The sequence below is a fragment of the Mycobacterium gordonae genome, assembly GCF_002101675.1.
GTDB classification, from domain to species: domain Bacteria; phylum Actinomycetota; class Actinomycetes; order Mycobacteriales; family Mycobacteriaceae; genus Mycobacterium; species Mycobacterium gordonae.
Window position 1 is genome coordinate 12335 of record NZ_LQOY01000049.1, and the last position, 24708, is coordinate 37042.

Sequence of the window (24708 nt, forward strand, 5' to 3'; positions counted from 1 at the left end):
CGCGCTATGCTGTGGACGGTGTCCACCTTCAAGCGCTATCTCGTCATCCAGGCGATGGTGTTCGTGTGCGGCATCGTCGGCCCGATCTTCCTGATCATATTCTTCTCCGCGCCAATGGATCCGCACATGAAGTGGGCCTACTGGTGGGGCCTTTTCATCACCTACATCGACGTGATGATCGCGATCGGGATCACGGCAAGCACCCCGGAGAACGCCGGAGCTCAGGTGCCGCAGAAGGTTCGGTAGACACCGAAGTCCACGGGCGCGGGGGAGGCGTACCGCTCCAGCCCGGGCCGCTCCGTGTACGGATCGCCGATCGCATCGAGGAGTCGATGCAACGGTTCGAGGTCACCGGCGGTCGCCGCGGTCAATGCCTCCTCGACGAGGTGGTTGCGCGGGATGTACAGCGGGTTGACCCGGTCCATGGCCTCGGGGTCGGGGCCTAGGGCACGCCAGCGTCGCGCCCAGTCGTCAAACCGTGCGGGATCGACGAATTGCCCCCGTGCCGCTTCGTCGTTGCCGCGCGCGGCTCCGGCAAGGTGGCGGAAGAACGAGGTGAAGTCGACGTGGCTCTCCTGCAGCATGGGCAGCAGTTCGTCGATCAACGGCACCACGGTGTCCACGTCGGTGGCCACCCCCAGTTTGGCGTGCATACCGGAGAGCCATGCGGAATGGTAGGCGTGAAACCCGTCAAATGCGTGCTCTATCAAGGCAATCGACTCGTTGACATCGTCGCCGAGCAACGGCAGCAGCGTCTCGGCGAACCGCGCGAGATTCCAGGCGGCGATGGTCGGTTGATTGCCGTAGGCGTAGCGGCCCCAGGCGTCGATCGAGCTGAAGACGGTGTCGGGGTCGTAGGCCTCCATGAATGCGCACGGACCGTAGTCGATGCTCTCGCCGGAGATCGTCATGTTGTCGGTGTTCATCACCCCGTGGATGAAACCGACCAGCATCCAGCGCGCCACCAACGATGCCTGAGCGGCGACCACCCCTTCGAACAGCGCGAGGTAGCGGTTCTCGGCGCTGGCCGCGTCCGGATGGTGGCGGGCGATGGCGTGGTCGGCGAGCCGCCGCAGCAGGTCCAGATCGCCTGTGGCAGCAGCATATTGGAAGCTTCCGACGCGCAGATGGCTGCTCGCCACACGCACCAGCAACGCGCCCGGCAGCATCGTCTCGCGAGCCACCGGACGACCGGTGGCCACCACGGCCAACGATCGGGTCGTCGGAATCCCCAACGCGTGCATGGCCTCGCTGATGACGTACTCGCGCACCATCGGCCCGACGGCGGCCAATCCGTCGCCGCCGCGAGCGAACGGTGTGCGCCCAGAACCCTTGAGGTGGATGTCGCGCAGGCGCCCGTCGGCGTCGGTGAGCTCGCCGAGCAACAGCGCGCGCCCGTCCCCCAACCGCGGTACGTAACCGCCGAACTGGTGCCCGGCGTAGGCCTGGGCTACCGGTGCAGCGCCGGTGGGCACCAGGTTGCCGGCCAGAAACCGTAGTCCGTCGGGGCTGGTCAGCCACGTGGTATCGAGACCGAGAGCGTCGGCCAGCGGTTCGTTGAGCACCAGCAGCCGTGCCTCGGGTGGCACTTCGGCCTGCCAGGGGACCGCCATCTCGGGCAACTCGCGCGCGAAGCGGTCCTGCAGGGTGATGGTGATGTCGGGGGTAACGCTCACTTGTCACACACTACGGAGAATCATCCGTCCTCGTTGGTGGCCAAACCTTCCGGGGGAGGAGTGGAATACGCGGGGTAGGCCGGCGGCGACACGACGCTGTCGTCGTGCTCGGTGGCGGCATCGTCTCGCTGCGGGTCATCCGGCGATTCGGGGTGGCTCATCCAGTGCTCCTAGCTGACGGCTTGCTTGATCAGGTCCCGTGCGCGGTCGAGCATCGATGCGAACGGTCCGACGGCGAAGTTCAACTTGGCCGATTCCACCCCGGCGTGCGGCCGGGTCGGTGCAATGGCCTCGGCGAGTTTCACCGCCGTGCCCAACCGCTTGAGCTCCTCGGCGTTCATGTCGCTCTGCAGCTTCTCGAACTCCTCGAGTTCCTCGTGCTCGGCATGGGCCAGCACCGCCTCGCGCAGCTTCGTCAACTCGTCGATGAATTCCTCCGAGGTGATGTCGAGGCTTTCGATCTTGGACAGCTGCTCCTTCGCGCTGTGCTCTTCCTGCAGCAAGCTGTCGACGATCGCATCGCCGGACTCGACTTCGCGGCGGGCGCGCGGATGGACGAACATCTCCTCGGCGGTCTCATGTACCGCGAGAAGCTGGCGCAATTCGATGAACGGTTTCTCGCGCGCTTGCGGATCCGACGCGAGCAGCACCTGGTCGAACATGTCCTCGATCAGGTCGTGCTGCGCTTTGAGGAAAGCGATGACTTCCTCGGGTGTTTCAACAATCATTTCGGGCATAGCGAATAAACCTCCGGTGAGGGGGGTCGGAAATTGCGGGCGGGGGGCTGTGCACCGCTTTTCGGCGCATACCCGGGCAACGGGGTGCTAAAACTCAGGTCGTCGGTCGACCAGGCGTTTCACTTCTGCCAAGTCGTACGGCGCGCGCAGCCCGAGGATCAAATGCTCGGCGCCGGCCTCGACCAGGGACGTCATCAGGACGGGATCGGCGCGCTCGATCCAAACGGTGCGTTCGATCTCGCGCGCGTCGCGACCGACCTCGTCACACCACTGGTCGAGGACCAGATTCTTGGCCCGGATCGTGTCCGCGTCGCCGTAGCCGTTCCACATGTCGGCGTGCTGCGCCACCAGGCGAAGCGTGCGTCGTTCCCCGTTGCCCCCGATCAGGATCGGCAACGGGCCCAGCGGTGGCGGCTGCAGTAGGGCCAGGCGCCGGCGGATGCGGGGCAGCGACGTGGCGAGCAGGTCGAGTCGTTGCGCGGGTGTGCGCACGGGATAGCCGTACTCGATCTCGTCCTTATCCATCCATCCCGACCCGATGCCCAGCACCGCACGGCCCCCCGAGAGGTGATCCAGGGTGCGGGCCATGTCGGCCAGTAGGTCCGGGTTGCGGTAGCAGCAGCCGGTCACCAGCATCCCGATCTGGGAGACGTTCGCGGTCGTGACGGCCATCGCGGCAAGGATCTGCCAGCCCTCGAAATGTGCTTCGTCGGCGGCGCCGTACAGCGGCGGGAAGAAGTGGTCCCAGGTCCACAGGCTGTCCACCCCGAGGTCGTCGACGGCCTGCCATGCCGCCCGCAAGCCGGCCATGGTGGTGTTCTGCGGATGAATTTGGACGCCGATTTTCACCATCGACGTCAAGCATGCTCCCCGCAGACGGGGCCGGGCGCTGGGAAACGCCGGCGCAGCGCCAGCGACACGTACACCAGCGCGACAAGAACCGGCACCTCGATCAGGGGTCCGACGACACCGGCCAGGGCTTGTCCGGAGGTGGCGCCGTAGGTGGCGATTGCGACGGCGATGGCCAACTCGAAGTTGTTGCCGGCGGCAGTGAAGGCCAGCGTCGTGGTGCGTTCGTAACCCAGACCGAGCGCGGCGCCGAGTAGGTAGCCGCCGCCCCACATGATCGCGAAGTAAGCCAACAGCGGCAGCGCGATCCTGGCCACGTCCAACGGTCGGTGGGTGATCTGCTCACCTTGCAACGCAAAGAGAATCACGATGGTGAACAGCAGCCCGTAGAGTGCCCACGGGCCGACGATCGGTAGAAACCGCCCCTCGTACCAGTCGCGGCCCTTCGCGCGTTCGCCGAAGCGGCGCGACAGGTAGCCGGCCAACAGCGGAATCCCCAGGAAGATGAGGACGGATTTGGCGATCTGCCAGGGTGACGTGGAGATCGAGGTCTGGGGCAGACCCAGCCAGCCGGGCAGCACCGACAGATAGAACCAGCCCAGTACCGCGAACATCAGCACCTGGAACACCGAGTTCAGCGCGACTAGCACCGCGGCGGCCTCGCGGTCACCGCAGGCGAGGTCGTTCCAGATGATGACCATGGCGATGCAACGGGCGAGCCCGACGATGATCAGGCCGGTGCGGTACTCGGGCAGGTCGCCCAGCAGCAGCCAGGCGAGGGCGAACATCAGCGCCGGACCGAGGACCCAGTTCAGCAAGAGGGAACTGACCAGCATTCTGCGGTCGGCGGTGACGGTGTCGAGGCGGTCATAGCGCACCTTGGCCAGCACCGGGTACATCATGATCAGCAGCCCTAGGGCTATCGGCAGCGAAATGCCGTTGATCTGAACCTTTTCCAAAGTGGTGTTCAGCCCGGGTACCCCTCGGCCCAGCAGCAGGCCGGCGGCCATGGCGATGCCGATCCACACCGGGAGGAAACGGTCGAGGGTCGAGAGTCTGGCTACCACTGGTGCATGGTGTTGATCGGTTGCGTCGGTCACGCGGGTGCTCCTGAAACGGTGGTGCTGCGGACGGCGAGGGCTGCGGACAGGATGTGCACTGCTTCCGGTACGACCGCGTAGTACACCCACGAGCCGCGGCGCTGCGATGTCAGTAATCCGGCGTCGCGCAGCACCTTGAGGTGGTGGGAGATCGTGGGCTGTGAGACGGCTACACCCTCGGAGACCTCACAGACACACGCCTCGCCGCCGGCCCGGCTCGCGACCGCACTGAACAGCTGGAGCCGGACTGGGTCGGCCAGCGCTTTGAGCTTCACGACCAATTCGGCCGCCTGCTGCGCTGAGAGGGGTTCAGCCAGCAGTGGCGCCACCTCGCAACCACTGTCCGTGGTAAGCGTCCTGTATTTCGACACTCATCGATATTGACAGGCATCGAATACGGCGGCAAGTCGGCTCAGCGGCGACGTTGTCGTGGGACGCCGCCGCGGAGCAGTTCGTGGGTGGCGGCGGTGGTGGTTTTCAGCCACAGCCGCAGCAGGTGCCGTCGGCGCGCGGGATCGGCCACGTCGGTGTAGGCCTCCCGCGAGTGCAGGACGACGGCGTTGTTGAGCAGCTGAACATCTCCCGGCTCGAAGCGCATTTCGATGTGGAAGGCCGGGTCGTTCGCGATTTGCTCCACGAGATCGAGGGCAGCCCGTTGTTTCCCGGTGAGTCTGGGTGCGTCCGAATGGCGTTGGGAATCGCGGATGTACCAGGCGATGAAGAACAGCCGCGGCGTCCCGCCGAGGTCCGTGATCGGCGGCAACTCGAAGAAGGGTGGTTCGCCGGCACCCTGCTCGTCATTGCGGTCCCACGGCATCGGCTGGTACATCACCTCGACCAGTTCCGGTGCGCGCGCAAGCATCTCGTTGTAGACGGCGTGCGCACTGACGATCCTGGATTCACCGCCGGCGGCTGCCGGGTGCAGGCACAACAGCCCGACCAGGTCGGAGCCGTCGCTGTGGAAATCCTGACGCAGGTTCGTCCGGTACTTGCGCACTCCAGCGGCCGCGGGCAGGCGTTCATCCCGGATGTGGGTGAGAACGTTGGCATCTCGGTCCTGGCCGACCGGCTCGCCGAGCAGCCGGCCCAGACCGAGGTAGGCAACCTCGGTCTGGGGCTCGGTGAGCTCGTGGATGGGGAACTGTCGTAGCCGAACGAAACCCGGTCCACGGCTGAGCAGTTCACTCCACCCCTGCGCAGCTGCGCCGAAGTGGCCTGCCAGTTCGGTGAATTCGCCGCCCCGGCCGTAGGAGATCAGCGCCTGTCGATCGGCGGGGGAGAGGTCGAACGACCACAGCGCCTCGTCCGGGAAATCTCGCGGTGTCCACACCGAGGGGGCATGCGCGGCGACCTCCACCCTCACTGCGCTGGCACCTCGGCGCCGCAGCACCGGGCCTGTTCGACGTCCGGCTCCGAGGCGAAGAAGGTGTCCGAATCGGCCAGCTTGGTGTAGATCTCCCAGCGGTGTCCGCCCGGACCGTTGACCCACACCTTGTCTTGCTTGGCGAAGCAGCACGTGGTGCCCATCTCTTCCTCGGTGAACAGGCCCTCGGCGCTGAGGCGCGCGATCTCGGTGTGTACCTGATCGCTGGAGTCGACCTCCACCCCGAGGTGGTTGAGCGTGCCGCCCTGGCCTGGATTCTCCAGCAGGACCAGCTTCAGTGGCGGCTCTTCGAGGGCGAAGTTGGCATAGCCCGGCTTGATCTTGGCCGGTGCCGTATTGAACAGCTTGGAGTAGAACGCGATGGCCTCGTCGATGTCATCGACGTTGAGCGCCAACTGAATACGGGACATGGGGTGGCCTCCTGGCAACCTTTGCGACATATGTCGAACTAATGGGACACTGCCCAGCATGCCACTTTTTCGATATATGTCAAACATTGTGGCATGATGGGTTCATGCCCAAAGCGTTGCCGGTCATCGATATCTCTGCGCCCGTGTGTTGCGCGCCGGTGGCGGCGGGTGTGATGAGCGACGACGATGCCCTGCATGTCGCGTTGCGATTGAAGGCGCTGGCCGATCCGGCACGGGTGAAGATCATGTCGCTGTTGTTCGGCAGTGCAACGGATGGATGCAACAGCGGGGAGTTGGCAGCGGCCATAGGAGTGGGCGAGTCGACGGTGAGCCACCATCTCAACCAATTGCGAAACGCCGGCCTGGTCGAGTCGACCAGGCGTGGCACGAATGTGTACCACCGCCCGCACCGCGCCGCGGTGGCTGCCCTGGTGGGGGTCCTCGACCCGAATTGCTGTCGCTAGAACGATTTTGAGCGTTTTTCGGTGTCCGGCAGCAGCTCGGCGATGAGGTCTTTGACGCGGGCTTCGATCTGGTCGCGGATGGGCCGTACCGCGTCCACGCCCTTGCCGGCGGGGTCCTCGAGCACCCAGTCGCGGTAACTCTTGCCGGGGAAGAACGGGCAGGTGTCTCCGCAGCCCATGGTGATCACGACGTCGGACGCCACGACCGCGTCGGTGGTCAGAATCTTCGGGTTAGCTGCTGAGATGTCGATGCCGACCTCGGCCATGGCGGCCACGGCAGCGGGGTTGATCGCATCGGCCGGCGCACTGCCCGCCGAGCGCACCTCGATGGCATCACCGGCCAGTGCCGCGAGAAACCCGGCAGCCATCTGGGAGCGGCCGGCGTTGTGGATGCAGACGAACAACACCGAAGGTTTGGCGCTCATCGACACGTGTCTATATTGATAGAGATCGAATCAGCCGTCAATCGGCTGCCGCGCCCGCCGCCCGGCCGCGACCATCCGAGATACTCCGTGGGTGATGGGAACTGGCATATGACGGATCGCCCGAAGCTGACGGTCTACCTGCGCAATTTCAGCGACGACCCGAACCCAGACTGGAACGCCACCCTCGACACCGCCCGTGCCATGGATGCCGCCGGCGTCGATCGCGTCGTGGTGTCCGACCATGTGGTGTTCGGCGAGAACCTCGACGCCTACGCCGATCCAGCGGTCGGAGGGACGACGGGTGGCCGGCAACCAACTGGTCCCGACGGCCAGTGGCTGGAACCCCTGGTCCTGCTGACCGCGATCGCCACCACGACGACGCGCATCCGGCTGGGAACGTCGGTGTTGCTGGCCGCGCTGCGACGCCCCGCCGTGCTGGCCAAGCAGCTTGCATCGATGGATGTGTTGTCGGGCGGGCGGATCGATCTCGGTGTCGGGATCGGCTGGCAGCGCGAGGAGTACCAGGCGGCCGGGCTACCCTTCGAGCGCCGCGGCCGCCTGCTCGATCACACGCTGGAGGTGTGCCAAACCCTGTGGACACAGCAGCGTGGCACCTACAGCTCGGAGGAGTTGTCGTTCGAAGGCATCCATCAAATGCCGAAGCCGTTGCAGTCCAACGGAATTCCCATCTGGGTCAGCGGGACTGTCAACCCGGCAGTGGCGCGGCGATTGAGCCGGTTCGGGATGCGCTGGATCCCCTGGGGCCCGGCGATCACGGACCTCAACGGCGCCATCCCGGCGATGAAGCGGGCGATCGCCGACACCGGGGCGGACCCGGCTGATCTGCAGGTGCAAGGTTCGGCGGGCCTTTTGAGAGGTTCCGATCGCCGCATCGATGTGCACGCTTCGGTTGCGGTGGTCCCGCGGATCGTGGCCGACGGCGCCACCGACATCCGGTTTTCGGGGACGCTGCCCTCAGATCCGGGACAGGCGCACGAGGTGTTGACGGAGCTGGTGAGCGCCTTCCGAAAGGTGACGGACTGACCTAGATCGCGGCGACCAGCTTGTTGTACTGCGGGCAGTAGGTGCGGACCGAGATGGCGACGAAGTCTTCGGCATGGCCGGCGAAGTCCGGGCTGCTGGACCTGAACTGCGCCACCACCTCCTGCACCGTCATGCCCTGCCCGATGTTCTGGCACACCGTCTTTCCGTTGAAGACCGCGGCCTCAGGGTTGGCGAACTGGATGCCCTTGTCGTTGAGCGCAGCGATGTAGCGGCTGTCCTGGTCCGGCGTGGATGAGACGGTGGTCGTGGCCGGCGCCGCGGTGGTCACCGGCGCGGTCGTGGTACGCGCCGGCGCAGAGGCCGTCTCGGAGGTGTTGTTCTTGTGCATCAACCAACCCGCGACAACGATCACCACGGCCAGCGCCAGGCAGACCAGCAGGACGGTGGCAGCCCGGGTCCACGCGGTGGTCCAGGATTGGTCGAGATCGGGTTCGTCGGGGACTGCGGCGGGGTTCGCCCGGCTGGGAATGCCGGCGACTGCCGACGGGTCCGCAACGTCCGGCAGTTCGTTACCGCTCGACCATGCCAGGCTTGCCGACTCTGCTGTCTCGCCCGCGTTGTAGTCGGCTCCTCCGACCCGGTCGACCATGGGGTCATGGTAGTCCGCAGAGACCGTCTCAGGTCAGGTGGCGGTTTCGCCAGCGGGAGAGGCGACCGCTGGGCGATTGGATCGCCGCCATCACCGAGCTCATCGACGACGCCACTGACTTCGCGTGTTCCTGCGGTTGCGCGGCGGGGATCGGGGGAGCCTCACCTACCCACCAGGTGGGCGTCAACAGCGCCGACGTGACCGGGATCGCCTGATCGACACTGGCCCGTCCCCATCGGTACGCGCGGTCGATCGCGGTGGTCGACGGGGCCAGGTTGATCGGTGACAAGGTGGGCTCGAAGCGCACCAGATGGTCGGCATAGGGCAGGTTGCGCAGCATCTGCAGCTGAATCGCCTGCAAGATCGGGGCCAGCCACAAATGCCGCGAATCCCATTGCGGGTGAAAACAATCGAAGGCCAGATAGCAGGCGTTGCGGGTGCCGAGTTTGCCGTCCCGGACTCGCTTCCACGCCAGTTCCACGGGTACGTTGCTGGCCGCACCACCATCCACCAGTGCCGCGATGTCCCTCTCGGCGAAGAGGTCCTCGAGCAGTGGCACCATCCGGGCGTCACGGGTTTCGTGGTGCAGCACACCGGGAATCGCCGAGGAGAACGACGCCGCGTCGAGGACGTCGAAGTCGAGTGCCGGGTCGTCGCCGGATAGCACGATCGGCTTGACTACCCGCAGGTCGATGAACGCCGAAACCTGCCACATGCGTGCCGCCACCAGCGGACCGATGCCGATGGGCCGGAAGGGAATTGAGCGAAATTGCAGCGCCGCCAGCTCGGGGCGGCGGAACCTCGAGGGCAGGGCCGCGTACGGCTGCCGTCGCACCCCCGCGACCACGACGTCGAACGGAATCTGCAAGTCCGACATGCGCATCCGCTCACCGTCTTCCCGGCTGAGCAGGGCGTGGGCGAACTGGTCGAAGCGCAGCGCGAACAAGCCGGCCATGCCGTGTCGGCGGCGCACCCGCTCGGGTCCGAGGATGGCGCGGTAGGACACCGTCTTGGCCCAGGCCACGTACTCCTCGATCGGCACCGGTAATTCGCGGGCGACCAGGCTGCCGATGATGGAGCCGAACGACGAGCCGATCATGTAGTCGGGTACCTGCCCGGCTTCGAGTAGGCGTGCCATGCCGCCGATATAGACGAAGCCCGCGCCTCCACCCCCGCCGAGCACGGTGACGAGCTTCTTGTAACCCACTTCGGCGTCGAGTTCGGCGGCCGAGAAATCATTGCGGTGGCGATCGATGAGTACCTGCCGTTGGTCGTCCTGGTCTTCAGCCAGGCCGGCCAGCAGTTCGCGTGCCGCCGTCAACGCCTTGATCTGATCGGGTTCCTCACGCAACGGCCCGAACAACGCATCGACGACCCTTGAGCGCCAGGGTCCGATCTCCGCGCCCACCGAAATGTCCCCGCGGCCCCGCCGGCCCCCCGGTCCCGCGACCCCGGGTTCGAAGTCGGCGAGCCGGGCGAAGTTCAGGATGTAGCGGAGCTTGCGCACTTCCTCCTCAGTGAGCACATCCGGGTTGGCCAGGTGATGACGCACCAGCCGGTTTTCCATTTTCTGCAGCAGCAGGGCCGGGTCCGCCGACGGCAGGTCGACGGTGTCCAGGGCCGCGTCGGTGGCTTTGGTCTCAGGGTCTTCGAGGTCTTGAAGATCCTCGGGAGCCGGCGCGAGATCGAACGTAGGCGCCTTTCGAGGGCCGAATCGGCCCCGCAGTACGTCGGCGAACGGGAGCTCCATGAGGAACCACCCTCTCATGGCGATCAGCCGGGCATGGCTACCGTCCGGGCACGGGTACCGTGGGCATTGCCGTGGTACCGGGCCAGCAACCCAGCGGGCTGATGCCTTTGTTGATGGCGGCAGTGATGCAGTTCTGGACGACGACGTTGGGGTCGTTGCTGATCGAGCGGGACAGGATCTCGTTGGCTTTGGCCTGCGCTTCGGCGGTGCGCTGAGATTCCACCGCGATGGACGTTTGCGCGCGCTGCTGGTTGAGCTGGTTGATCTTGTCCTCGGTGCCCTGGTCGTACTGGATGGTGGGGACGTTGATGTCGAAGATGTCGACTTGCCCGCCTACGTCCTTGCGCATCAGGTCAGCGGCGCGCTTGGCGAGGTTGGGCAATGGCGAGACGTCGAGGTTCTGCGGGTCCAGCGGATTGAACGCGGCGAACACCTCGTTGAGCGCGACCGACAGATTCCGCTCGATGAGATTCACGCGAACGTTGTCGAAGGTCTTGTACTGCTGGAAGAGTTCGGGGGCGGCGGGTTGCTTGAGTTGCCAGCGGATGCTGACGTCGGCCCAGGCGGTGGATTGATTGCCCAGTCGCACCATGATGCGTTCGTCGTGGTTGCCGTCCTTGACGTACTTGTCGATCTGCACCGCGCCGTCCATCTGGTGCGTCATTTGCCAGGGCCACTTGCCGTGGAATCCGTTGTTCAAACTGACTCCGGTGGGGCGGCCGAAGGTGGTGACGATGGCGATCTGACGGGTTCCGACGATGGTGAAACAGCCCAGCAGGAAAAACAGGACCGCAGCGGCCAGCGCTCCGATCACCACCGTCCTGCGCCGGGTGCGGGCCTTGTCTTCACTAGTGGCCAGCCATCCCAGTGCCGCGACCCCGGCCACGATCAGGCTCACGACGAACATCACGATCTGCCACGTCATCCCAGACTCCTTCTCCTGTGGTGTGGGAAGACTCTAAGCTGCCGCCATGGCCATCGATCGTGCCGCACTCATCGCGGGCAGTATCCGACTCGCGTCGGGAATCTCGTTCCTCGTCGATCCCATCAAGGCGAACAAACTGTGGGGAGACCCGGACGATCAGACCGCCACGGCGCAACTGCTGTTGCGGTCGATGGGCTACCGCGATGCGCTGATCGGCGGGTTGCTGGCCACATCTGCGTTGCGCGGCAAGAACACTCGCGGCTGGTTTCTGGCCTCCGGCGGTGCGGACGCGGCCGATCTGCTGGGCGGGCTATCGGTGCACGGTGAACTCAAGCGCTCCCAACAGATCATCGGACTCGGCGGCGCCATTGTCGGCATCGGCGTGGGGTTGTGGGGCGCGGCCCGCCCGGCCAGGCGTGCGCCTGAAGCGCTCGCTACCGATTAACTCCAGGGCCCGATGCCACCGATCTTGTCGATGCGGATGCGGGTGAGGAATCCCGGCGGCGCACCGGCCGGGGGGAACACATTCGGGTCGGACAGCGTCTGGGCGAGTTCCTTCAACAGTTCCGGCGCGCCGCCTTCGACGATGCGCGCCGTGCCGTTGATGGCGAGGTAAGGCCGCATCGCACCGCCCGGGTCGTCGGTCGAGACGACGGTCACGGCAACCCGGGGATCGTTGCGGACATTGCGCACCTTCTTGTGTTCGGCCAGGTGTGCGGTGACCAGTTCGTCGCCGTCGGGTGTGGACTGCAGCGCCACCCAGACCACGCTCACCTGGGGGCTGCCGTCGGGATTGAGGGTGACCAGCGTGGCGTCGGCGCCCTTGCCGATCAATTCACGTGCCGCGTCGTTGAGCTTCATGCGTTGTTCTACCGCCGCGTGCAGAAATTAATTCCCACGGCTGCGTTTTCTTGTCAGAGTGGACCCCGACGAAAGGGAAGAACATGCGCTTCGGGATTCTCACGTTCATCACCGACGAGGGCGTCAGCCCGATCGAACTGGGTCCGGCGCTCGAGCAGCGGGGCTTCGATTCCCTGTTCATTGCCGAGCACACGCACATCCCGGTCACCCACAACAGCCCGTACCCCAGCGGCGGGCCAATTCCGCGGAAGTACTATCGGCCACTCGACCCGTTCGTGGCGTTGACGGCGGTGGCCGCCACGACCCGAGAGTTGTTGCTGGGTACTGGAATAGTGCTACTGCCGGAACGGGATCCGATCATCACCGCCAAAGAGGTCGCGTCCCTCGATCTCGTCTCCGGGGGCCGATTCGCCTTCGGGGTGGGCGTGGGGTGGTTGCGGCAGGAGGTCGCCAACCACGGCGTCGATCCCGCCGTGCGCGGCCGAGTCTCCGACGAGCGGCTACGCGCGATGGTCGAGATCTGGACGCGGGAAGAAGCCGAGTTTCACGGTGACTATGTCGATTTCGACCCGATTTACTGCTGGCCGAAGCCCGTGACGAAGCCCCACCCGCCGCTGTATGTGGGCGGGGGAGGACCGGCCTGCTTCAAGCGCATCGCCCGGTTCAATGCCGGCTGGATCGCGCTGAGCCCGTCCCCGGAACTGCTGGCGGGTCCGCTGGAGGAGTTGCGTGCGGTCGCCGGCCTCGACGTTCCGGTGACGGTGTGCCAATGGGGACCCGCGACGGCGGAAACTCTTCAGGGTTATGCACCGCTGGGGGTGGAGCGGGTCTTGCTCGACCTGGAGACCCAGCCGCGCGACGAGTCGCTGCGAAGCCTGGACGAGCTGGCCGAGCTGGCCCAATTGCGTTGACGTGTCAGGGAAAGACGATGCGCAGGCGCTCCCAGCCACGGACCGTCGAGGTCGGCGCGAGCTTGAGGCTGTCATAGTCGACGTCCCATTCGGGCCACCGGTTCAGCAGTTCGTCGAGCGCGACCCTGCCTTCGAGGCGGGCCAGGTTGGCGCCCAGGCAGTAATGCACGCCCTTGCCGAAGGTGAGGTGTGAGATGTTGTCGCGGTGCAGGCTGAAGGTGTCAGGGTCCTTGTAGCGCAACGGATCCCGATTCGCTGATCCGAAGAGCAGCAGGACCGCACTACCCGCGGGCACGGTGGTGCCGTAGGCCTCGAAGTCGCGCAGGGTGTAGCGCGCCACGTGCGGGCCGGTCGGCTCGAAGCGCAACGTCTCGTCTACCGCGCGGGTCAGCAGCGAACGGTCCTGCTCGACTTCCCGCCGCTGGTCGGGATGCTCCGCGAGCACCTTGGCCAGCCAACCGATCAGCCGTCCGGTCGTTTCGTTGCCGGCGCCGGCGACGACCTGCGTGTAGTGCAGCACTTCCTTGCGGGTCAGTTTGCGCGTGACGCCGCTCGCGTCCTCGAACTCGACGTTGAGCAGCGCGGTCATCAGATCATCGGACGGGTTGTTGGCGCGCCAGTCCACGTAGTCGGCGTAGATACGGCCGTCGGCAATCGAATCCGGGTCGGCCACCTTCATCGGTGTGCCGGGTTTGGTGCGCAGGTTGGCGTCGTTGGCGTCGCGCACACCGATCTGGTCGGCCTCTGGGATGCCCAGCAGCATCCCGATCACGCGCATCGGCATCATCGACGCGAGTTCGGCAATAATGTCAAAGCCGTCCGAACCGACGAGTGGATCCAGGCAGCGCACGCAGTATGCCCGGATCTGATCCTCGATCGCGGCCATCCGGCGTGGAGTGAACACCCGCGACATCACCCCCCGCAGCATGGTGTGGGTCGGGGGGTCTTCGAACATCATCACGCCCGGAGGCATCGGGAACTTGGACTGAATCAGCTCCAGGATGTCACTTCGGCTGTTGGAGAACGTCTCCCAGTCCGACAGCGCTTTCTCGACGTCGGCGTGGCGGGAGATCGCCCAGAAGTTGTAGCGCTCGTTGTAGTACAGCGGAGCCTCGTCGCGCAGGCGGGCGAAGGTGGGGTAGGGGTTGGCGGTGATGTTGACGTCGTACGGGTCGTAATAGACGTCGGTGTCCGAAGTGATGGTCACGGCAGGTCCTTTCGCTACTTCAGGCAACTGCCCGCGTCCACCGGCAGCGTGACGCCGGTGATATACCGCGCTTCGTCGGAGGCGAGGAACAACACCGCGTTGCTGATGTCTTCGGCATTGACCCAGGGGATGGGCAGGGTGTGGAAGCTCTGACAGATCGGCGCCAGATCATCGGGTCCCGGGTTCTCCAGGTCCGGCCGGAACAGCCGAAAAGTGGTCTCGTTGATGAGCAATGGCGTGTTCACATGGGTCGGGTGCACCGAGTTGACCCGGATGTTGCGCGGGCCGAGTTCCACGGCGAACGACCGCATCAGTCCGACCACGCCGTGCTTGGCCGCCACGTAATGACCGGTGTGCGCATAGGACTTCAGGCCGGCCACCGAACTGGTCAACACCACGGAGCCGCCGCCGCCTGTAAGCAGATGTGGCACAGCGGCTTTCACCGTCTTCCAGACACCACTGAGGTTGACGTCGATAATCTCTTGCCACAGGTCTTCGTCCATCCGGTCCAACCGGACGCCGCCGGTGCCGATGCCGGCGTTGGCGACGACGATGTCCAGGCGGCCGAGTTGCTCGACCCCGCTGTCGAGCGCTGCCTTGAGGGCGTCGTAGTCGCGGACGTCGACCTCGGCCGTGACCACCCGCCGGTCGAGGCCCTTGATCAGATCGGCGGTTTCGGCGAGATCTTCTGGTGTCGACGCCGGAGCGGGGGAATTGTCGAACGGCTGGCAGATGTCGATGGCGATGATGTCAGCGCCTTCTTGTGCCAGTCGCACAGCGTGGCTGCGCCCTTGGCCGCGCGCCGCGCCGGTGATGAACGCCACCTTGCCTGCTACTCGGCCGGGCATCGGCATCCTCCTCGTGGAGTAACCTCGTTACTCCCGGTACAGTAACCGTGTTACTGCCGCGGTGGCAAGGAGGAAGGGGGAATGTGGTCAGCGCTGAGGTTGTGGCCGACGAGTCCGATCCGATCCTTGATGTGGTCGTCGAAATTCTGGAAACCGACGGCTATGACGCGGTGCAGCTACGCGAAGTCGCCAAGCGGGCGCGCACCTCGTTGACCACCATCTACAAACGTTTCCCCACCAGGGACACCTTGATCTTGGCGGCTTTGCAGCGCTGGATGGACGAGAACCGTTATGCCGGTCTGGCTACCCAGACGCCCGCGCCCGGTGAGTCCGTCTACCAGGGTTTGATGCGGGTTTTCCGCACCATTTTCGAGCCGTGGGAGCGTCATCCCGACATGCTGCGTGCCTACTTTCGCGCGCGCTCAGCCCCGGGCGGGCAGCGGCTGGTCAGCCGCGGTGTGGACGCGGTGATCCCCGCCGCGATGGCCGTGCTCTCCCACGCGGAACCCGAGCTGGTGGAGGAGTTGCCGCCGATCGTGTCGAACCTGGCTTACGGTCTGGTCGCACGATTTGCCGCCGGGGAGATCCCGATCACCGAGATTTTGCCGACGCTGGACCGCGCCTTATTCCGGCTGACCGCTAGCGCGGGGAGAGGATGAGCACCGGGATCTCCCGGTCCGTCCACCGCTGATACTTCTCGAAGTCGGCGTAGAGATCGACCAACCGGGGCCACAGCGCGGCACGCTCCGCGGGCGATGCGACGCGGGCCGAAACCTCAAGGTTGCGTTGGCCTTTGACATGAATGCGGGTGTCGGGAGCCGCGACGAGGTTGAAGTACCACTGCGGATTCTTGGGATGGCCGCCCTGTGAGGCGACGATGACGAAGTTGTCCCCGTCGCGCAGGTAGAGCAGCGGAGTGGTGAACAGCTTGCCGGATTTGCGCCCGCGATGCTCGAGTAGCAGCGTGGGCACCGGCTTGTCGAAGCCGGCGCCGATGCGCCACTTGTTGCCGATGCGGCCGTTGGTCAGCTTGAAGATCGCGACGTGCGCCTTCGCCGAGTACTTGATGATCTTGGCCGTCGCGGGTGACGCCAGGCCGTCGGGTTTCTCCTCGGGCAGCGAAAACTTCGGCATCTATTTTTCGGTCCCGGGTCTTAGGATGCTTTGGCGTATCGGCGAACCAGTTGACCATCTCGGAACGTGCTGGAGTGCTGCCGGCCGTTCTTGTCGCGGCCGAAAAAGGTCCACCTAGTTGAGCCTGCCTGTGGGGTGCTGATCATCTTGACCTGGTATGGGAGATGTTCGGAGTCCACCGTGCCAATGGTGTCACCTACCCGGATCTCCGACGGATGAATCTCGGGTGCGTCGCACCAATTGTCTGTGGTCATCCATCCATCCTCCCCTATGTCGGGAGCAACCGTCGCCGATCCCGATTCCTGACCCGCGGTCCGACCGCTCTCGTGGTGGCGTAGCGTCACGCGTGAGCCTTTTCGTTGTCAGCGATGGTCCCAGCTACGGGCCGTGCCGGTGGGCAATGCGATTCCTCCGTCGTCCCGCACCCGCGGGGCGGACGTCGCCGAGCATGAAGGAACAGCCCCGGTGAACCACTCGCTGGGGGTGCGACGCCAGTCCACCCCGATACGCCTCACCCTGGCCACCGAGCTCGGGCATGACATCGACGGCGCCTGGTGGCCGCGCACCGATCGGATCGGCGTTGAGTTGCCGGAGCTGACTCTTGCGCTGCGGGGGCGCCTTGGCGAGATCACCAATATCGCGGTGAACTGGCCGCCGCTGCAACGACCGCCCGACTTGAACTGGCAGGGCTGGCAGCACAAACAGCAGCACGTGATGACGGTCACCGGTGCCGACGCGCTGGCCAATGTGTTGATCGTCCCCTACTCCACGAACGGCACTCTCGCCCTGATGATGCTGCGCCGGGCCGCCGACCTGCCCATCGCGACCGCCCACCAAGACACCGTGCCGTTCCAGACGGCGGGTTCTATCCTCTATGCCGCGCGGCAGCAAAGGGCGACGAAGTCACTGTCGGGGAATCCTCAGTAACGACCAGCGTCGGCGTTCACGTCCGGTCAGCTGGGGGACGTTCCGCCCGCACTGCCGCGAGATTGCCGCTATGGCTGTGATCGGCGCGAGACCACGACCGCTACCGCGATCTCTCCGAAAGTCACTGACGCAGCTGCGGAAGCACGTCGCGCTCCCACGCCGCGAAAAACCCGTCCATGTCCGGGCCGATCTGCTGCACGTACACCTCGTCGACGCCGGCGTCGAAGTGTTGGCGGACCGTCGCGGCATGTTTGTCGGGATCAGGTCCGCAGGTGATGGCTTCGGCCACCTGCTCCGGAGAAACCAAAGACATCAGCGATGCGAAATCTTTTGGCCGCGGCAAGGTTTGCGGCAACTGACCGGGCAGCGCGTCGTTGGCCCACAGCCGATGAGCCACCTTGAGGGCATTGTCCGGGTCGCGATCCCAGCTCACCTTCGTGCCGGCCTGGACGGGCTTGTCGCCTCCGCCCGCCCCGCGAAAGGTTTCCACCAGCTCGGCTTCCGGCATCACCAGGCAGAACCCGTCGCCGATGCGGCCGGCGAGTTCGGCTGCCTGCGGTCCGAATCCGGAGACATAGATCGGGACGGGTTGCTCCGGGAGGGTGTAGATGCGCGCCTCCTGCACCTCGTAGTACTTGCCGTGGTGGCTGACCTCGTCACCCTTGTGCAGCAGGCGGATTACGTCGACCGCCTCTTCGAGCATCTCCTGGCGCACCCCGACCGACGGCCAGCGATCGCCCAGCACGTGTTCGTTGAGTGCCTCGCCGCTGCCCACTCCGAGGATGAAGCGCCCGTGCAGTTGCACCGCGGCGGTGGCGGCGGCCTGGGCGATGATCGCCGGGTGGATGCGGATCGTGGGGCAGGTGACCGCGGTGGTGACCGGCAGCGAGGTCACCTGCGACAGCGCGCCGATGACGCCCCAGACGAACGGGCTCTGGCCCTGATCGTCGTTCCACGGGTGGAAGTGATCGGAGATCCACAGCGCGTCGAAACCCGCTGCCTCCGCACGTTTGGCTTGGTCGATGAGTTCTGCTGGTCCGTACTGCTCGCAGGACAAGAAGTATCCGATAGTCGACATCGCACCCGGTTACCCGCTCTTGACCCAGTCAGACGGGGGATTTCGGTGTTTATCGAGGGGGATTCGGGGAACGCGGAGGCGTGCCGGCACCCGAACTCGACCCAGTCACCTCGGCGCCGAGCGAATCCCCCTGTCGAGAAGACAGTTTCGTTGCACTGCGCAGTTATGCCCCGATCGGCGACGGGCGCACCATCGCACTGGTCGCCGAAGATGGCGCCATTGACTGGTTTCCGATCCCCAACCTGGACTCGATCCCGGCGTTCGCGGCGATGCTCGACTCGTCCAACGGCGGCCGGCTGGAACTCACGCCCGCGGTTTCCTTCACCTCTTCGCGCCGCTATCTGCCCCAAACCAACGTGCTGGAAACGACTTTCGTCACTGAATCGGGTCGGGTGCGGGTCACGGACGCCTTGAACTTGGGACTCGACGGCCGGTTGCCGTGGACGGAGTTGGTGCGACGCATCGACGGCATCGACGGCGAGGTGCCGATGCGTTGGCGTGTCGCTCCCGGTACCTGCTTCAACACGGCGTCACCGTGGGCCCGGCAGACGCCGCACGGAATCGTGTTGCGACTCAAGGACTTGAACCTGGGGGTCAGCGTCTCCGAGGGGATGCACGCCGAAGTAACCGATCAGGCGGTGTCGGGCACCTGCACGGTCGACGGCGGCACCCGGCGGGTCATCGGAGTGGTGGCCACCGACGCCGAGCCGTTGATGCTCTCGGAGGTGGCCGATATCGACCACGGATTGGACCGGACCATCGAGCACTGGACCAACTGGTCGGGCCAGTTCGACTGCGACGGTGACTGGGATGCCGCGGTGCACCGCAGCGTGCTGCTGCTGAAGTTGCTGATTTTCAGCCCCACCGGGGCGGTGGCCGCGGCCGCCACCACGTCGCTGCCTGAGCGGTTGTCGGGCGGCAAGAACTGGGACTATCGATACGCCTGGGTTCGCGACACCGCCTACGCCCTCGACGCGTTGCGGCGGTTGGACATTCGCGAGGAGACCCATGCGGCGATCAGCTGGCTGCTGCGAACCGTCCGCCGGCACGGCGCGGGTACCGGCGTGTTCTACAGCCTCGACGGGTCACCTGTCGATCCGGTGATCGAGCGCGAAGCAGCCGGGTGGCGGGGGATCGGCCCGGTGGTGACCGGCAATCGCGCCCACAGCCAGCTGCAGCTGAGCATCTACGCCGACCTGTTCAATACGGTGCGGCTGTATGTCGATGCCGGGCACGCCCTGGACACCCAGACCGGCCACTTGTTGGCCGACTTCGCCGACCAGGCCTGCGACGCCTGGCGCAACCGGGACGCCGGCATGTGGGAGCTGGAACAACTCGAGCACTACACCACCTCCAAGCTCGGCTGCTGGCACGCGCTGCGGTGTGCGGTGGGTCTGGCCGAGCAAGGTCAGATTCCCGGCGATCCGGAGCGGTGGGCGCGCGAGGCCGAACGCATCCGCGAGTGGGTGGAGCGGGCGTGCTGGTCCGAGGCGCTCGGCGCATACGAGTGGTATCCGGGCAGCGGAAAACTGGACGCGTCGATCCTGCTGCACGCGGGCAGCGGCTATGACCGCGGACCGCGGATGTCGTCGACCGTCGACGCGCTACGGCGCGACCTCGGCAGCGGGCCGCTGTTGTACCGATGCAGCGGGGCGCGTGAGCAAGGCGAAGGGGCGTTCGTCGCGTGCTCCTTCTGGGTGGTCTCGGCGTTGCATTATGTGGGTCGAGGCGATGAGGCGCGTGAGCTGATGAATCAGCTTGTGACACTGAGCAATGACGTCGGGGTGTATGCCGAGATGATCGATCCCGGCGACACGGCATTTCTGGGCAACTTGCCGCAGGGCCTGAGCCATCTGGCGCTGATCGGTGCGGCGCTGGATTTACAGTCCTGACAACCGTTTAGGCGGCCGGCGCCGGGGTAGGACTGACGGGTCAGCACACAACCCGAGGAGGAAACATGGCAACCGGTGAAACCGGATTCGACGACGTCTCTTTCGATTTGATCTCCGTGCAGTACCACTCACTGAAGGCCGGCCACGATTACGGACAGTATGTCCGCGACGCGAAGAACGCGGGACTCGATGACGTCGCGTCGTTCTTCGAACAAGTGATGGCGCAGGATTCCGAGCGCGCACAGCGCTGCCACGAGTTCCTGGGCAAGCTGCAACCGGTCGGATAGCTCGGGCGCCGAGATTGCGCTCTTGGTTGTGATTCGCTGCGGCACGACCGTCACGGCAATGCCGGCGGGCAGCGCTAGCGGAACCGCCCCAGCACCCGGCGCACCAGCCCCTCTGACTCACCGGTCGGAGGCTGCCGGTTGACGTACGGCCACGGCTGATTGCGCTCCGGCACCGACGAAGCCCGGGCCTGCTTGAGTTGCATCCGCAGATGCTGCCGCAACTCGTGCAGGTCCGGGTCGGCCCAACGGTTCTGCGCCTCAACGGGATCCGCGGTCAAGTCGTACAACTCCCACTGGTCGTCGATCGGGTCGGTGCGGTAGGCCTCGCCGCCGATCCCGTTGGCGGCCAGGTGGCGCACGCCCGGTTCGGTCCAGGTGGCCGGGTCGTCGAAGGTGCGGACCAGTTTCCACAAGTGCCCCGAACCGCCGTCCTCGTCGGCTACCCGGACGATCAGGCCCTCGAAGTTCGAGGCCACGTGCGCGGGCAGCTTGATGCGAAGTGGCGCAGGCGGATTCACATCGCGACCCAATTGGCGCGACAACGCGGAAGCGCCGGTGTCGCCCTCCAGCACATTGTCGCGAGTCATCAGGTAGACGGCTCGGTCCTCGTCGGCCGGTGCGCCGTCAACGACCGGCATCAGGTCGCGGCCCGGCAACGGGTGCACCTCGGAGAATGACTCGGCCAGCTCAGTCGCGACCGCGTCGACGTCGACGCCGGCCGCGCCCAGCAGCGTCGGCACCAGATCGACGTGCGAGGTGGGCGCCGCAACCGTGCGTGCCTGGGTCGCGTTGGCGCCGATGCGGGCGATCACGAACGGTACCCGGGTGGCCTCGTCGTAGAGGTTGAACCACTTCTGGTGCAGGCCGCCGTGCGCTCCGAGCAGATCACCGTGATCGGAGGTGCGTACCAGCACGGCGTTGTCGGAGCCGCCTTCGGTCACCGCTCGACGCACCCGGTCGATCGGCGTGTCCACCTCGGCGTGCAGCCGGTAATACAGGTCGCGGTAGCGCTGCGCATTGCGCTTGTAGGAGCGGCTGATCGCGGGTGACGGACCGTACCCGGAGTAGTAGGCCTCGCGGAAGGCGATCTGCGCGGCCGGCTTGGTGGATAGATCTTCGTCGGCCGTGGGCGCCGCCGGCACGTGCGGCGGGTCCAGCGGAGAGGGCTGGATCGGGCTGCGCCGCACCCAAGCCGGGAACAGCACGATGTCATGCGGGTTCACGAAACTGGCCACCAGCAGAAACGGGCGCAGTGCGTCGGGGTCACCGGCGCGGCGCCGGGCATAGCGGTCGTTGAGCCACGCCACCACCCGGTCGGCGATCAACGGGTCGCGGCGGTAGCCGCTGTTGGCATTGCCCGCCCCGTGCGGCTCGGGACCCACCCAGCCGGAGAAGCCGTACGCCGAGAGCCGGTCCGCGTCGAGGTAGCGCTGCACGGCATCCTGATCCACGATGCCGTCGTCGTCGTTGGTGGCCAGGGAGCCGCCCGTCGCCGGGTCCTCCAGGTCGGCGTGCGAGATGTGCCACTTGCCGTCGTAGTGGGTGTCGTAGCCCGCCGCCCGGAACCAGTTGCCCAGGGTGGGCACCTCGCCGGCGCGCAGCCAGCGCAGGCGCGAATCGTCGAAGCGCTTGCCGATGCCATCGGTCTGGGTGACGCCGTGCAGATCGGGATATTGGCCGGTGAAGATCGTCGGACGGCTCGGCACGCAGGCCAGCGACCCGGTGTAGTGCCGGGTGAAGCTCACGCCGTGTTCGTCGAACCAGCGGCGGCCGGTCAGCGTCTGCTGCCGCCAGGCGAGTAGCTCGTCCGACTCATAGGGCGGTACTGCCCGCTCCTCGTCGGTCATCACGATGACGATGTCGGGGCGCTCAGACATGCGCGTTCTCCATTCGTTGTGCCAGTCCGGCCAGGAGCGCATCGGACTGCTTGGCCAGCACCCGCAGCGCGACCCACTCGGCCATCCGGGCCGGCCGGCCGGTGCCGACCTCGACCGTGCTGATCAACGCGACCGCGGTGTGGGCGCCGACCGGGCGCAGCGTCCAGCGGTTGGCGACCTTACGTAAGCGGCTGGGCAGGCCCTCGATGTCGTAGGCGAGCGTGGCGGGCGGGTCGAACTCGGTGATGCGCTCGACCAGGGTGTTCGGCCCCACCTGGACCCGTCGGGTGGTTCCTAATGGTCCGCCGTCGGGACCGTGATTGAGGATGCAGGAGTGGTCGATGCCGTCGGCCCAGGAGCTCAGCGCACCGAAGTCGGCAAGGACATCCCAAATCGCTTGCGGCTGCGCCGCTATCGTCCGAGTGCGGCTGATATCTCCCACCCCGCCATCCAACACCATGACGCCAGTCCTGTCGGCGATTCGGCGCGAGCCCGATGCGAACTACGTCACACTATTTACAACTACTACTGTTTCTCTATGTAATAGATGGCATGGCACTGCATCTGAACACCGAACTAGACGCCGGTTATCGGCGCTTTGTGGCACGTGTGCGCAGCGAAGGGACGGTCTGGCTGTTGATCGACCCGGACATGCAAGGCGCCTGGGTGCAGTCGAATCACTACGATGGCCCCGACGGCCAACCCGTCGTCGTTCACCTGGTGTTCTCGGCCGCGGCGTACGCACGCCGGCATGCCACCGGACCGTGGGCGGACATGACGCCCGCGGCACTGGACCTGGAGGAATTCCTCAGCGGACCGTTGCGGCAGATGCATGAACGCGGTCACCTGATGGGGCCCGACTACAACTCCGATCTCGCCGGCTTGGAGGTCGAGCCGCTCGATCTGGGCGCGGCGCTGCTCGGCGAGGCTGCTCCGTAGGTCACGCGGCCACGACTTCGCGGTGTCGCTACGGTAATGGGCGACTAGCCCGACACCGACCGGCACGAAAAGGCGGCACAGTACGCAATGTATGACCAAGCCAATTACGACGCGACGGATCCCGCCGACGTCGGCTCGCGCATCGATCCGGTTCTGGCCCGGAGTTGGCTGTTGGTCAATGGCACGCATGCCGACCGGTTCGAGGCCGCGTCGCACTCCCGCGCTGACATCGTGGTGTTCGACATCGAGGACGCGGTGGCACCCAAGGACAAGGTCAGCGCCCGGGACAACGTGGTGCGGTGGCTGGGCTCGGACAACAACGACTGGGTCCGGGTGAACGGTTTCGGCACCCCCTGGTGGGCCGACGACCTCGCGCAGCTGGCCGATACCCCGGTCGGCGGGGTGATGCTGGCGATGGTGGAGTCGGTTGACCACGTCACCGAGACCGCCAAGCGCCTGCCGAATGTGCCGATCGTCGCGCTGGTGGAAACGGCACGCGGGCTGGAGCGCATCACCGAGATCGCAGCCGCCAAGGGCACCTTCCGGCTCGCTTTCGGCATCGGCGACTTCCGGCGGGACACCGGCTTCGGCGAAGAACCCGCCACCCTGGCCTACGCTCGCTCCCGGTTCACGATCGCCGCCAAGGCGGCCGGCCTGCCCAGCGCGATCGACGGCCCCACCATCGGCTCGAACCCGCTGAAGCTGATCGAGGCGACCGCGGTATCCGTCGAATTCGGCATGACCGGCAAGATCTGCCTGTCGCCGGACCAGTGTGCCGTGGTCAACGAGGGCCTGTCCCCGTCGCAGGACGAAATCGGTTGGGCGAAAGAGTTTTTCGCCGAGTTCGAGCGGGACGGCGGCGAGATCCGCAACGGCTCGGACCTGCCCCGCATCGCCCGCGCCACCAAGATCCTCGACCTCGCCCGGTCCTACGGCATCGTGGCATCGGAGTTCGAGGACGAACAGGTGCACTCGCCGGCCCCCTCGGACACCTACCACTACTGACCGCTCGTGCCCGTGGTTCGCACCGAACGGATCTACGCCGAGGTCAGCGCGCAGGACGGTCAACGCGTTCTGATCGATCGCATCTGGCCGCGCGGCATCCGTAAGGACGACCCACGAGTCGGCATCTGGTTCAAGGACGTCGCGCCGTCGAAAGAACTGCGGGAGTGGTACCGCCATCAGCCTGCGCTGTTCGATGAGTTCGCGGCGCGCTACGAGGCGGAGCTGGCCGGCAGCCCGGCCCTGGATGAGCTGCGCGAGCTGGCCCGGCAAGGTGTGGTGACACTGGTCACCGCCAACCGCGACCTGGACGGCAGCCATGCGGCTGTCTTGGCCAAGCTCCTCGGAAGGCGCTGACTCACGTGAGACCA

The 24708-nt window shown here is 65.9% G+C and carries 31 protein-coding genes and 1 pseudogene; 12 read left to right on the forward strand and 20 right to left on the reverse strand.

The features are described from left to right. Positions 1 to 18 precede the first annotated feature (18 nt). The gene (locus AWC08_RS08385; protein ID WP_069433472.1) at positions 19 to 246 is read left to right on the forward strand and encodes a hypothetical protein; all 228 of its coding nucleotides are present in this window, start codon (positions 19 to 21) and stop codon (positions 244 to 246) included. Here the strand turns inward: AWC08_RS08385 and AWC08_RS08390 are convergent. From AWC08_RS08390 to AWC08_RS08420, 8 genes and pseudogenes are all read right to left on the reverse strand, one after another. Further along, a complete protein-coding gene (locus AWC08_RS08390) occupies positions 222 to 1676 on the reverse strand; it encodes a protein adenylyltransferase SelO (RefSeq protein ID WP_065137076.1) in 1455 nt (484 codons plus the stop codon). The genes AWC08_RS08385 and AWC08_RS08390 overlap by 25 nt on opposite strands. 20 nt (positions 1677 to 1696) lie before the next feature. Further along, complete coding sequence (locus tag AWC08_RS36345) at positions 1697 to 1837, reverse strand: hypothetical protein (RefSeq protein ID WP_156781477.1); 141 nt, start codon at positions 1835 to 1837, stop codon at positions 1697 to 1699. A 9-nt stretch (positions 1838 to 1846) separates the two neighbouring features. Next, positions 1847 to 2413, reverse strand: coding sequence for a hemerythrin domain-containing protein (locus AWC08_RS08395; protein WP_065137075.1), 567 nt, complete (start codon positions 2411 to 2413; stop codon positions 1847 to 1849). An 87-nt stretch (positions 2414 to 2500) separates the two neighbouring features. Continuing rightward, the gene (locus tag AWC08_RS08400) at positions 2501 to 3274 is read right to left on the reverse strand and encodes an LLM class F420-dependent oxidoreductase (RefSeq protein WP_372513551.1); all 774 of its coding nucleotides are present in this window, start codon (positions 3272 to 3274) and stop codon (positions 2501 to 2503) included. A gap of 23 nt (positions 3275 to 3297) precedes the next feature. Then, positions 3298 to 4362, reverse strand: a pseudogene (gene arsB, locus AWC08_RS08405) (ACR3 family arsenite efflux transporter); the annotation flags it as partial. Beyond that, the gene (locus AWC08_RS08410; protein WP_065137072.1) at positions 4359 to 4733 is read right to left on the reverse strand and encodes an ArsR/SmtB family transcription factor; all 375 of its coding nucleotides are present in this window, start codon (positions 4731 to 4733) and stop codon (positions 4359 to 4361) included. The gene AWC08_RS08410 and the pseudogene arsB, both read right to left, overlap by 4 nt. A gap of 41 nt (positions 4734 to 4774) precedes the next feature. Further along, positions 4775 to 5725, reverse strand: a complete 951-nt coding sequence (locus AWC08_RS08415; protein WP_065137129.1) for a TauD/TfdA family dioxygenase — start codon at positions 5723 to 5725, stop codon at positions 4775 to 4777. Next, on the reverse strand, positions 5722 to 6156 hold the full coding sequence (locus tag AWC08_RS08420) for an ArsI/CadI family heavy metal resistance metalloenzyme (RefSeq protein WP_065137071.1): 435 nt from the start codon (positions 6154 to 6156) through the stop codon (positions 5722 to 5724). Before AWC08_RS08420 ends, AWC08_RS08415 begins: the two co-directional genes overlap by 4 nt. Before the next feature lie 104 nt (positions 6157 to 6260). On the opposite strand from AWC08_RS08420, the gene AWC08_RS08425 reads away from it, so the two are divergent. Continuing rightward, on the forward strand, positions 6261 to 6620 hold the full coding sequence (locus tag AWC08_RS08425) for an Rv2640c family ArsR-like transcriptional regulator (RefSeq protein WP_065137070.1): 360 nt from the start codon (positions 6261 to 6263) through the stop codon (positions 6618 to 6620). Here AWC08_RS08425 and AWC08_RS08430 read toward each other — a convergent pair. After that, entirely contained in the window at positions 6617 to 7045 is a 429-nt protein-coding gene (locus AWC08_RS08430; RefSeq protein WP_065137128.1) for an arsenate reductase ArsC, read from the reverse strand. The genes AWC08_RS08425 and AWC08_RS08430 overlap by 4 nt on opposite strands. Before the next feature lie 108 nt (positions 7046 to 7153). On the opposite strand from AWC08_RS08430, the gene AWC08_RS08435 reads away from it, so the two are divergent. Next, positions 7154 to 8089, forward strand: coding sequence for a TIGR03619 family F420-dependent LLM class oxidoreductase (locus AWC08_RS08435; protein WP_065137127.1), 936 nt, complete (start codon positions 7154 to 7156; stop codon positions 8087 to 8089). A 1-nt stretch (position 8090) separates the two neighbouring features. On the opposite strand, the gene AWC08_RS08440 is transcribed toward AWC08_RS08435, so the two are convergent. The 3 genes from AWC08_RS08440 to AWC08_RS08450 are packed head-to-tail and all read right to left on the reverse strand — an operon-like array spanning position 8091 to position 11374. Continuing rightward, on the reverse strand, positions 8091 to 8699 hold the full coding sequence (locus AWC08_RS08440; RefSeq protein ID WP_082986746.1) for a DUF732 domain-containing protein: 609 nt from the start codon (positions 8697 to 8699) through the stop codon (positions 8091 to 8093). 28 nt (positions 8700 to 8727) lie between these two features. Then, positions 8728 to 10449 (reverse strand): patatin-like phospholipase family protein, encoded by a 1722-nt coding sequence (locus AWC08_RS08445; protein WP_069433445.1) that lies wholly within the window; start codon positions 10447 to 10449, stop codon positions 8728 to 8730. A 37-nt stretch (positions 10450 to 10486) separates the two neighbouring features. After that, positions 10487 to 11374: an Rv3090 family protease gene (locus tag AWC08_RS08450; RefSeq protein WP_069433446.1), complete on the reverse strand. Its 888-nt coding sequence runs from the start codon at positions 11372 to 11374 to the stop codon at positions 10487 to 10489. 46 nt (positions 11375 to 11420) lie between these two features. On the opposite strand from AWC08_RS08450, the gene AWC08_RS08455 reads away from it, so the two are divergent. After that, positions 11421 to 11819, forward strand: coding sequence for a DUF4267 domain-containing protein (locus AWC08_RS08455; protein ID WP_069433447.1), 399 nt, complete (start codon positions 11421 to 11423; stop codon positions 11817 to 11819). On the opposite strand, the gene AWC08_RS08460 is transcribed toward AWC08_RS08455, so the two are convergent. Next, positions 11816 to 12235, reverse strand: a complete 420-nt coding sequence (locus AWC08_RS08460; protein ID WP_069433448.1) for a PPOX class F420-dependent oxidoreductase — start codon at positions 12233 to 12235, stop codon at positions 11816 to 11818. The genes AWC08_RS08455 and AWC08_RS08460 overlap by 4 nt on opposite strands. Positions 12236 to 12318: 83 nt before the next feature. Between AWC08_RS08460 and AWC08_RS08465 the strand changes: the two genes are divergently transcribed. After that, on the forward strand, positions 12319 to 13146 hold the full coding sequence (locus AWC08_RS08465; protein ID WP_069433449.1) for an LLM class F420-dependent oxidoreductase: 828 nt from the start codon (positions 12319 to 12321) through the stop codon (positions 13144 to 13146). Between the two features lie 4 nt (positions 13147 to 13150). On the opposite strand, the gene AWC08_RS08470 is transcribed toward AWC08_RS08465, so the two are convergent. Both AWC08_RS08470 and AWC08_RS08475 read right to left on the reverse strand, forming a co-directional pair. Continuing rightward, positions 13151 to 14353: a cytochrome P450 gene (locus tag AWC08_RS08470; protein WP_069433450.1), complete on the reverse strand. Its 1203-nt coding sequence runs from the start codon at positions 14351 to 14353 to the stop codon at positions 13151 to 13153. A 14-nt stretch (positions 14354 to 14367) separates the two neighbouring features. Beyond that, a complete protein-coding gene (locus AWC08_RS08475) occupies positions 14368 to 15201 on the reverse strand; it encodes a mycofactocin-coupled SDR family oxidoreductase (RefSeq protein ID WP_069433473.1) in 834 nt (277 codons plus the stop codon). Positions 15202 to 15284: 83 nt separating this feature from the next. Between AWC08_RS08475 and AWC08_RS08480 the strand changes: the two genes are divergently transcribed. Continuing rightward, the gene (locus AWC08_RS08480; RefSeq protein WP_232007837.1) at positions 15285 to 15860 is read left to right on the forward strand and encodes a TetR/AcrR family transcriptional regulator; all 576 of its coding nucleotides are present in this window, start codon (positions 15285 to 15287) and stop codon (positions 15858 to 15860) included. Here the strand turns inward: AWC08_RS08480 and AWC08_RS08485 are convergent. Beyond that, positions 15841 to 16335 (reverse strand): nitroreductase family deazaflavin-dependent oxidoreductase, encoded by a 495-nt coding sequence (locus AWC08_RS08485; RefSeq protein WP_069433451.1) that lies wholly within the window; start codon positions 16333 to 16335, stop codon positions 15841 to 15843. The genes AWC08_RS08480 and AWC08_RS08485 overlap by 20 nt on opposite strands. 20 nt (positions 16336 to 16355) lie before the next feature. Then, entirely contained in the window at positions 16356 to 16589 is a 234-nt protein-coding gene (locus AWC08_RS08490) for a hypothetical protein (protein ID WP_069433452.1), read from the reverse strand. Between the two features lie 211 nt (positions 16590 to 16800). On the opposite strand from AWC08_RS08490, the gene AWC08_RS08495 reads away from it, so the two are divergent. Continuing rightward, complete coding sequence (locus AWC08_RS08495) at positions 16801 to 17262, forward strand: DUF5994 family protein (protein WP_174900761.1); 462 nt, start codon at positions 16801 to 16803, stop codon at positions 17260 to 17262. Positions 17263 to 17383: 121 nt separating this feature from the next. On the opposite strand, the gene AWC08_RS08500 is transcribed toward AWC08_RS08495, so the two are convergent. After that, positions 17384 to 18340 (reverse strand): LLM class F420-dependent oxidoreductase, encoded by a 957-nt coding sequence (locus AWC08_RS08500; RefSeq protein ID WP_069433453.1) that lies wholly within the window; start codon positions 18338 to 18340, stop codon positions 17384 to 17386. A gap of 80 nt (positions 18341 to 18420) precedes the next feature. On the opposite strand from AWC08_RS08500, the gene AWC08_RS08505 reads away from it, so the two are divergent. Further along, on the forward strand, positions 18421 to 20232 hold the full coding sequence (locus tag AWC08_RS08505) for a glycoside hydrolase family 15 protein (RefSeq protein WP_069433454.1): 1812 nt from the start codon (positions 18421 to 18423) through the stop codon (positions 20230 to 20232). A gap of 65 nt (positions 20233 to 20297) precedes the next feature. Continuing rightward, positions 20298 to 20519: an acyl carrier protein gene (locus tag AWC08_RS08510; protein WP_069433455.1), complete on the forward strand. Its 222-nt coding sequence runs from the start codon at positions 20298 to 20300 to the stop codon at positions 20517 to 20519. A 74-nt stretch (positions 20520 to 20593) separates the two neighbouring features. Here AWC08_RS08510 and AWC08_RS08515 read toward each other — a convergent pair whose 3' ends face one another. Together AWC08_RS08515 and AWC08_RS08520 are read right to left on the reverse strand one after the other, a co-directional pair. After that, on the reverse strand, positions 20594 to 22396 hold the full coding sequence (locus AWC08_RS08515; RefSeq protein WP_069433456.1) for a sulfatase family protein: 1803 nt from the start codon (positions 22394 to 22396) through the stop codon (positions 20594 to 20596). Beyond that, positions 22389 to 22856 (reverse strand): SRPBCC family protein, encoded by a 468-nt coding sequence (locus AWC08_RS08520; RefSeq protein ID WP_069433457.1) that lies wholly within the window; start codon positions 22854 to 22856, stop codon positions 22389 to 22391. The genes AWC08_RS08515 and AWC08_RS08520 overlap by 8 nt, the downstream gene beginning before the upstream one ends. A 92-nt stretch (positions 22857 to 22948) precedes the next feature. Between AWC08_RS08520 and AWC08_RS08525 the strand changes: the two genes are divergently transcribed. The 3 genes from AWC08_RS08525 (at position 22949) to AWC08_RS08535 (ending at position 24694) form a co-directional block, all read left to right on the forward strand. Beyond that, positions 22949 to 23335 (forward strand): DUF2750 domain-containing protein, encoded by a 387-nt coding sequence (locus AWC08_RS08525; RefSeq protein WP_069433458.1) that lies wholly within the window; start codon positions 22949 to 22951, stop codon positions 23333 to 23335. Between the two features lie 87 nt (positions 23336 to 23422). Continuing rightward, positions 23423 to 24340 (forward strand): HpcH/HpaI aldolase/citrate lyase family protein, encoded by a 918-nt coding sequence (locus tag AWC08_RS08530; RefSeq protein WP_069433459.1) that lies wholly within the window; start codon positions 23423 to 23425, stop codon positions 24338 to 24340. Between the two features lie 6 nt (positions 24341 to 24346). After that, complete coding sequence (locus AWC08_RS08535) at positions 24347 to 24694, forward strand: DUF488 domain-containing protein (protein ID WP_069433460.1); 348 nt, start codon at positions 24347 to 24349, stop codon at positions 24692 to 24694. Positions 24695 to 24708: the final 14 nt, after the last annotated feature.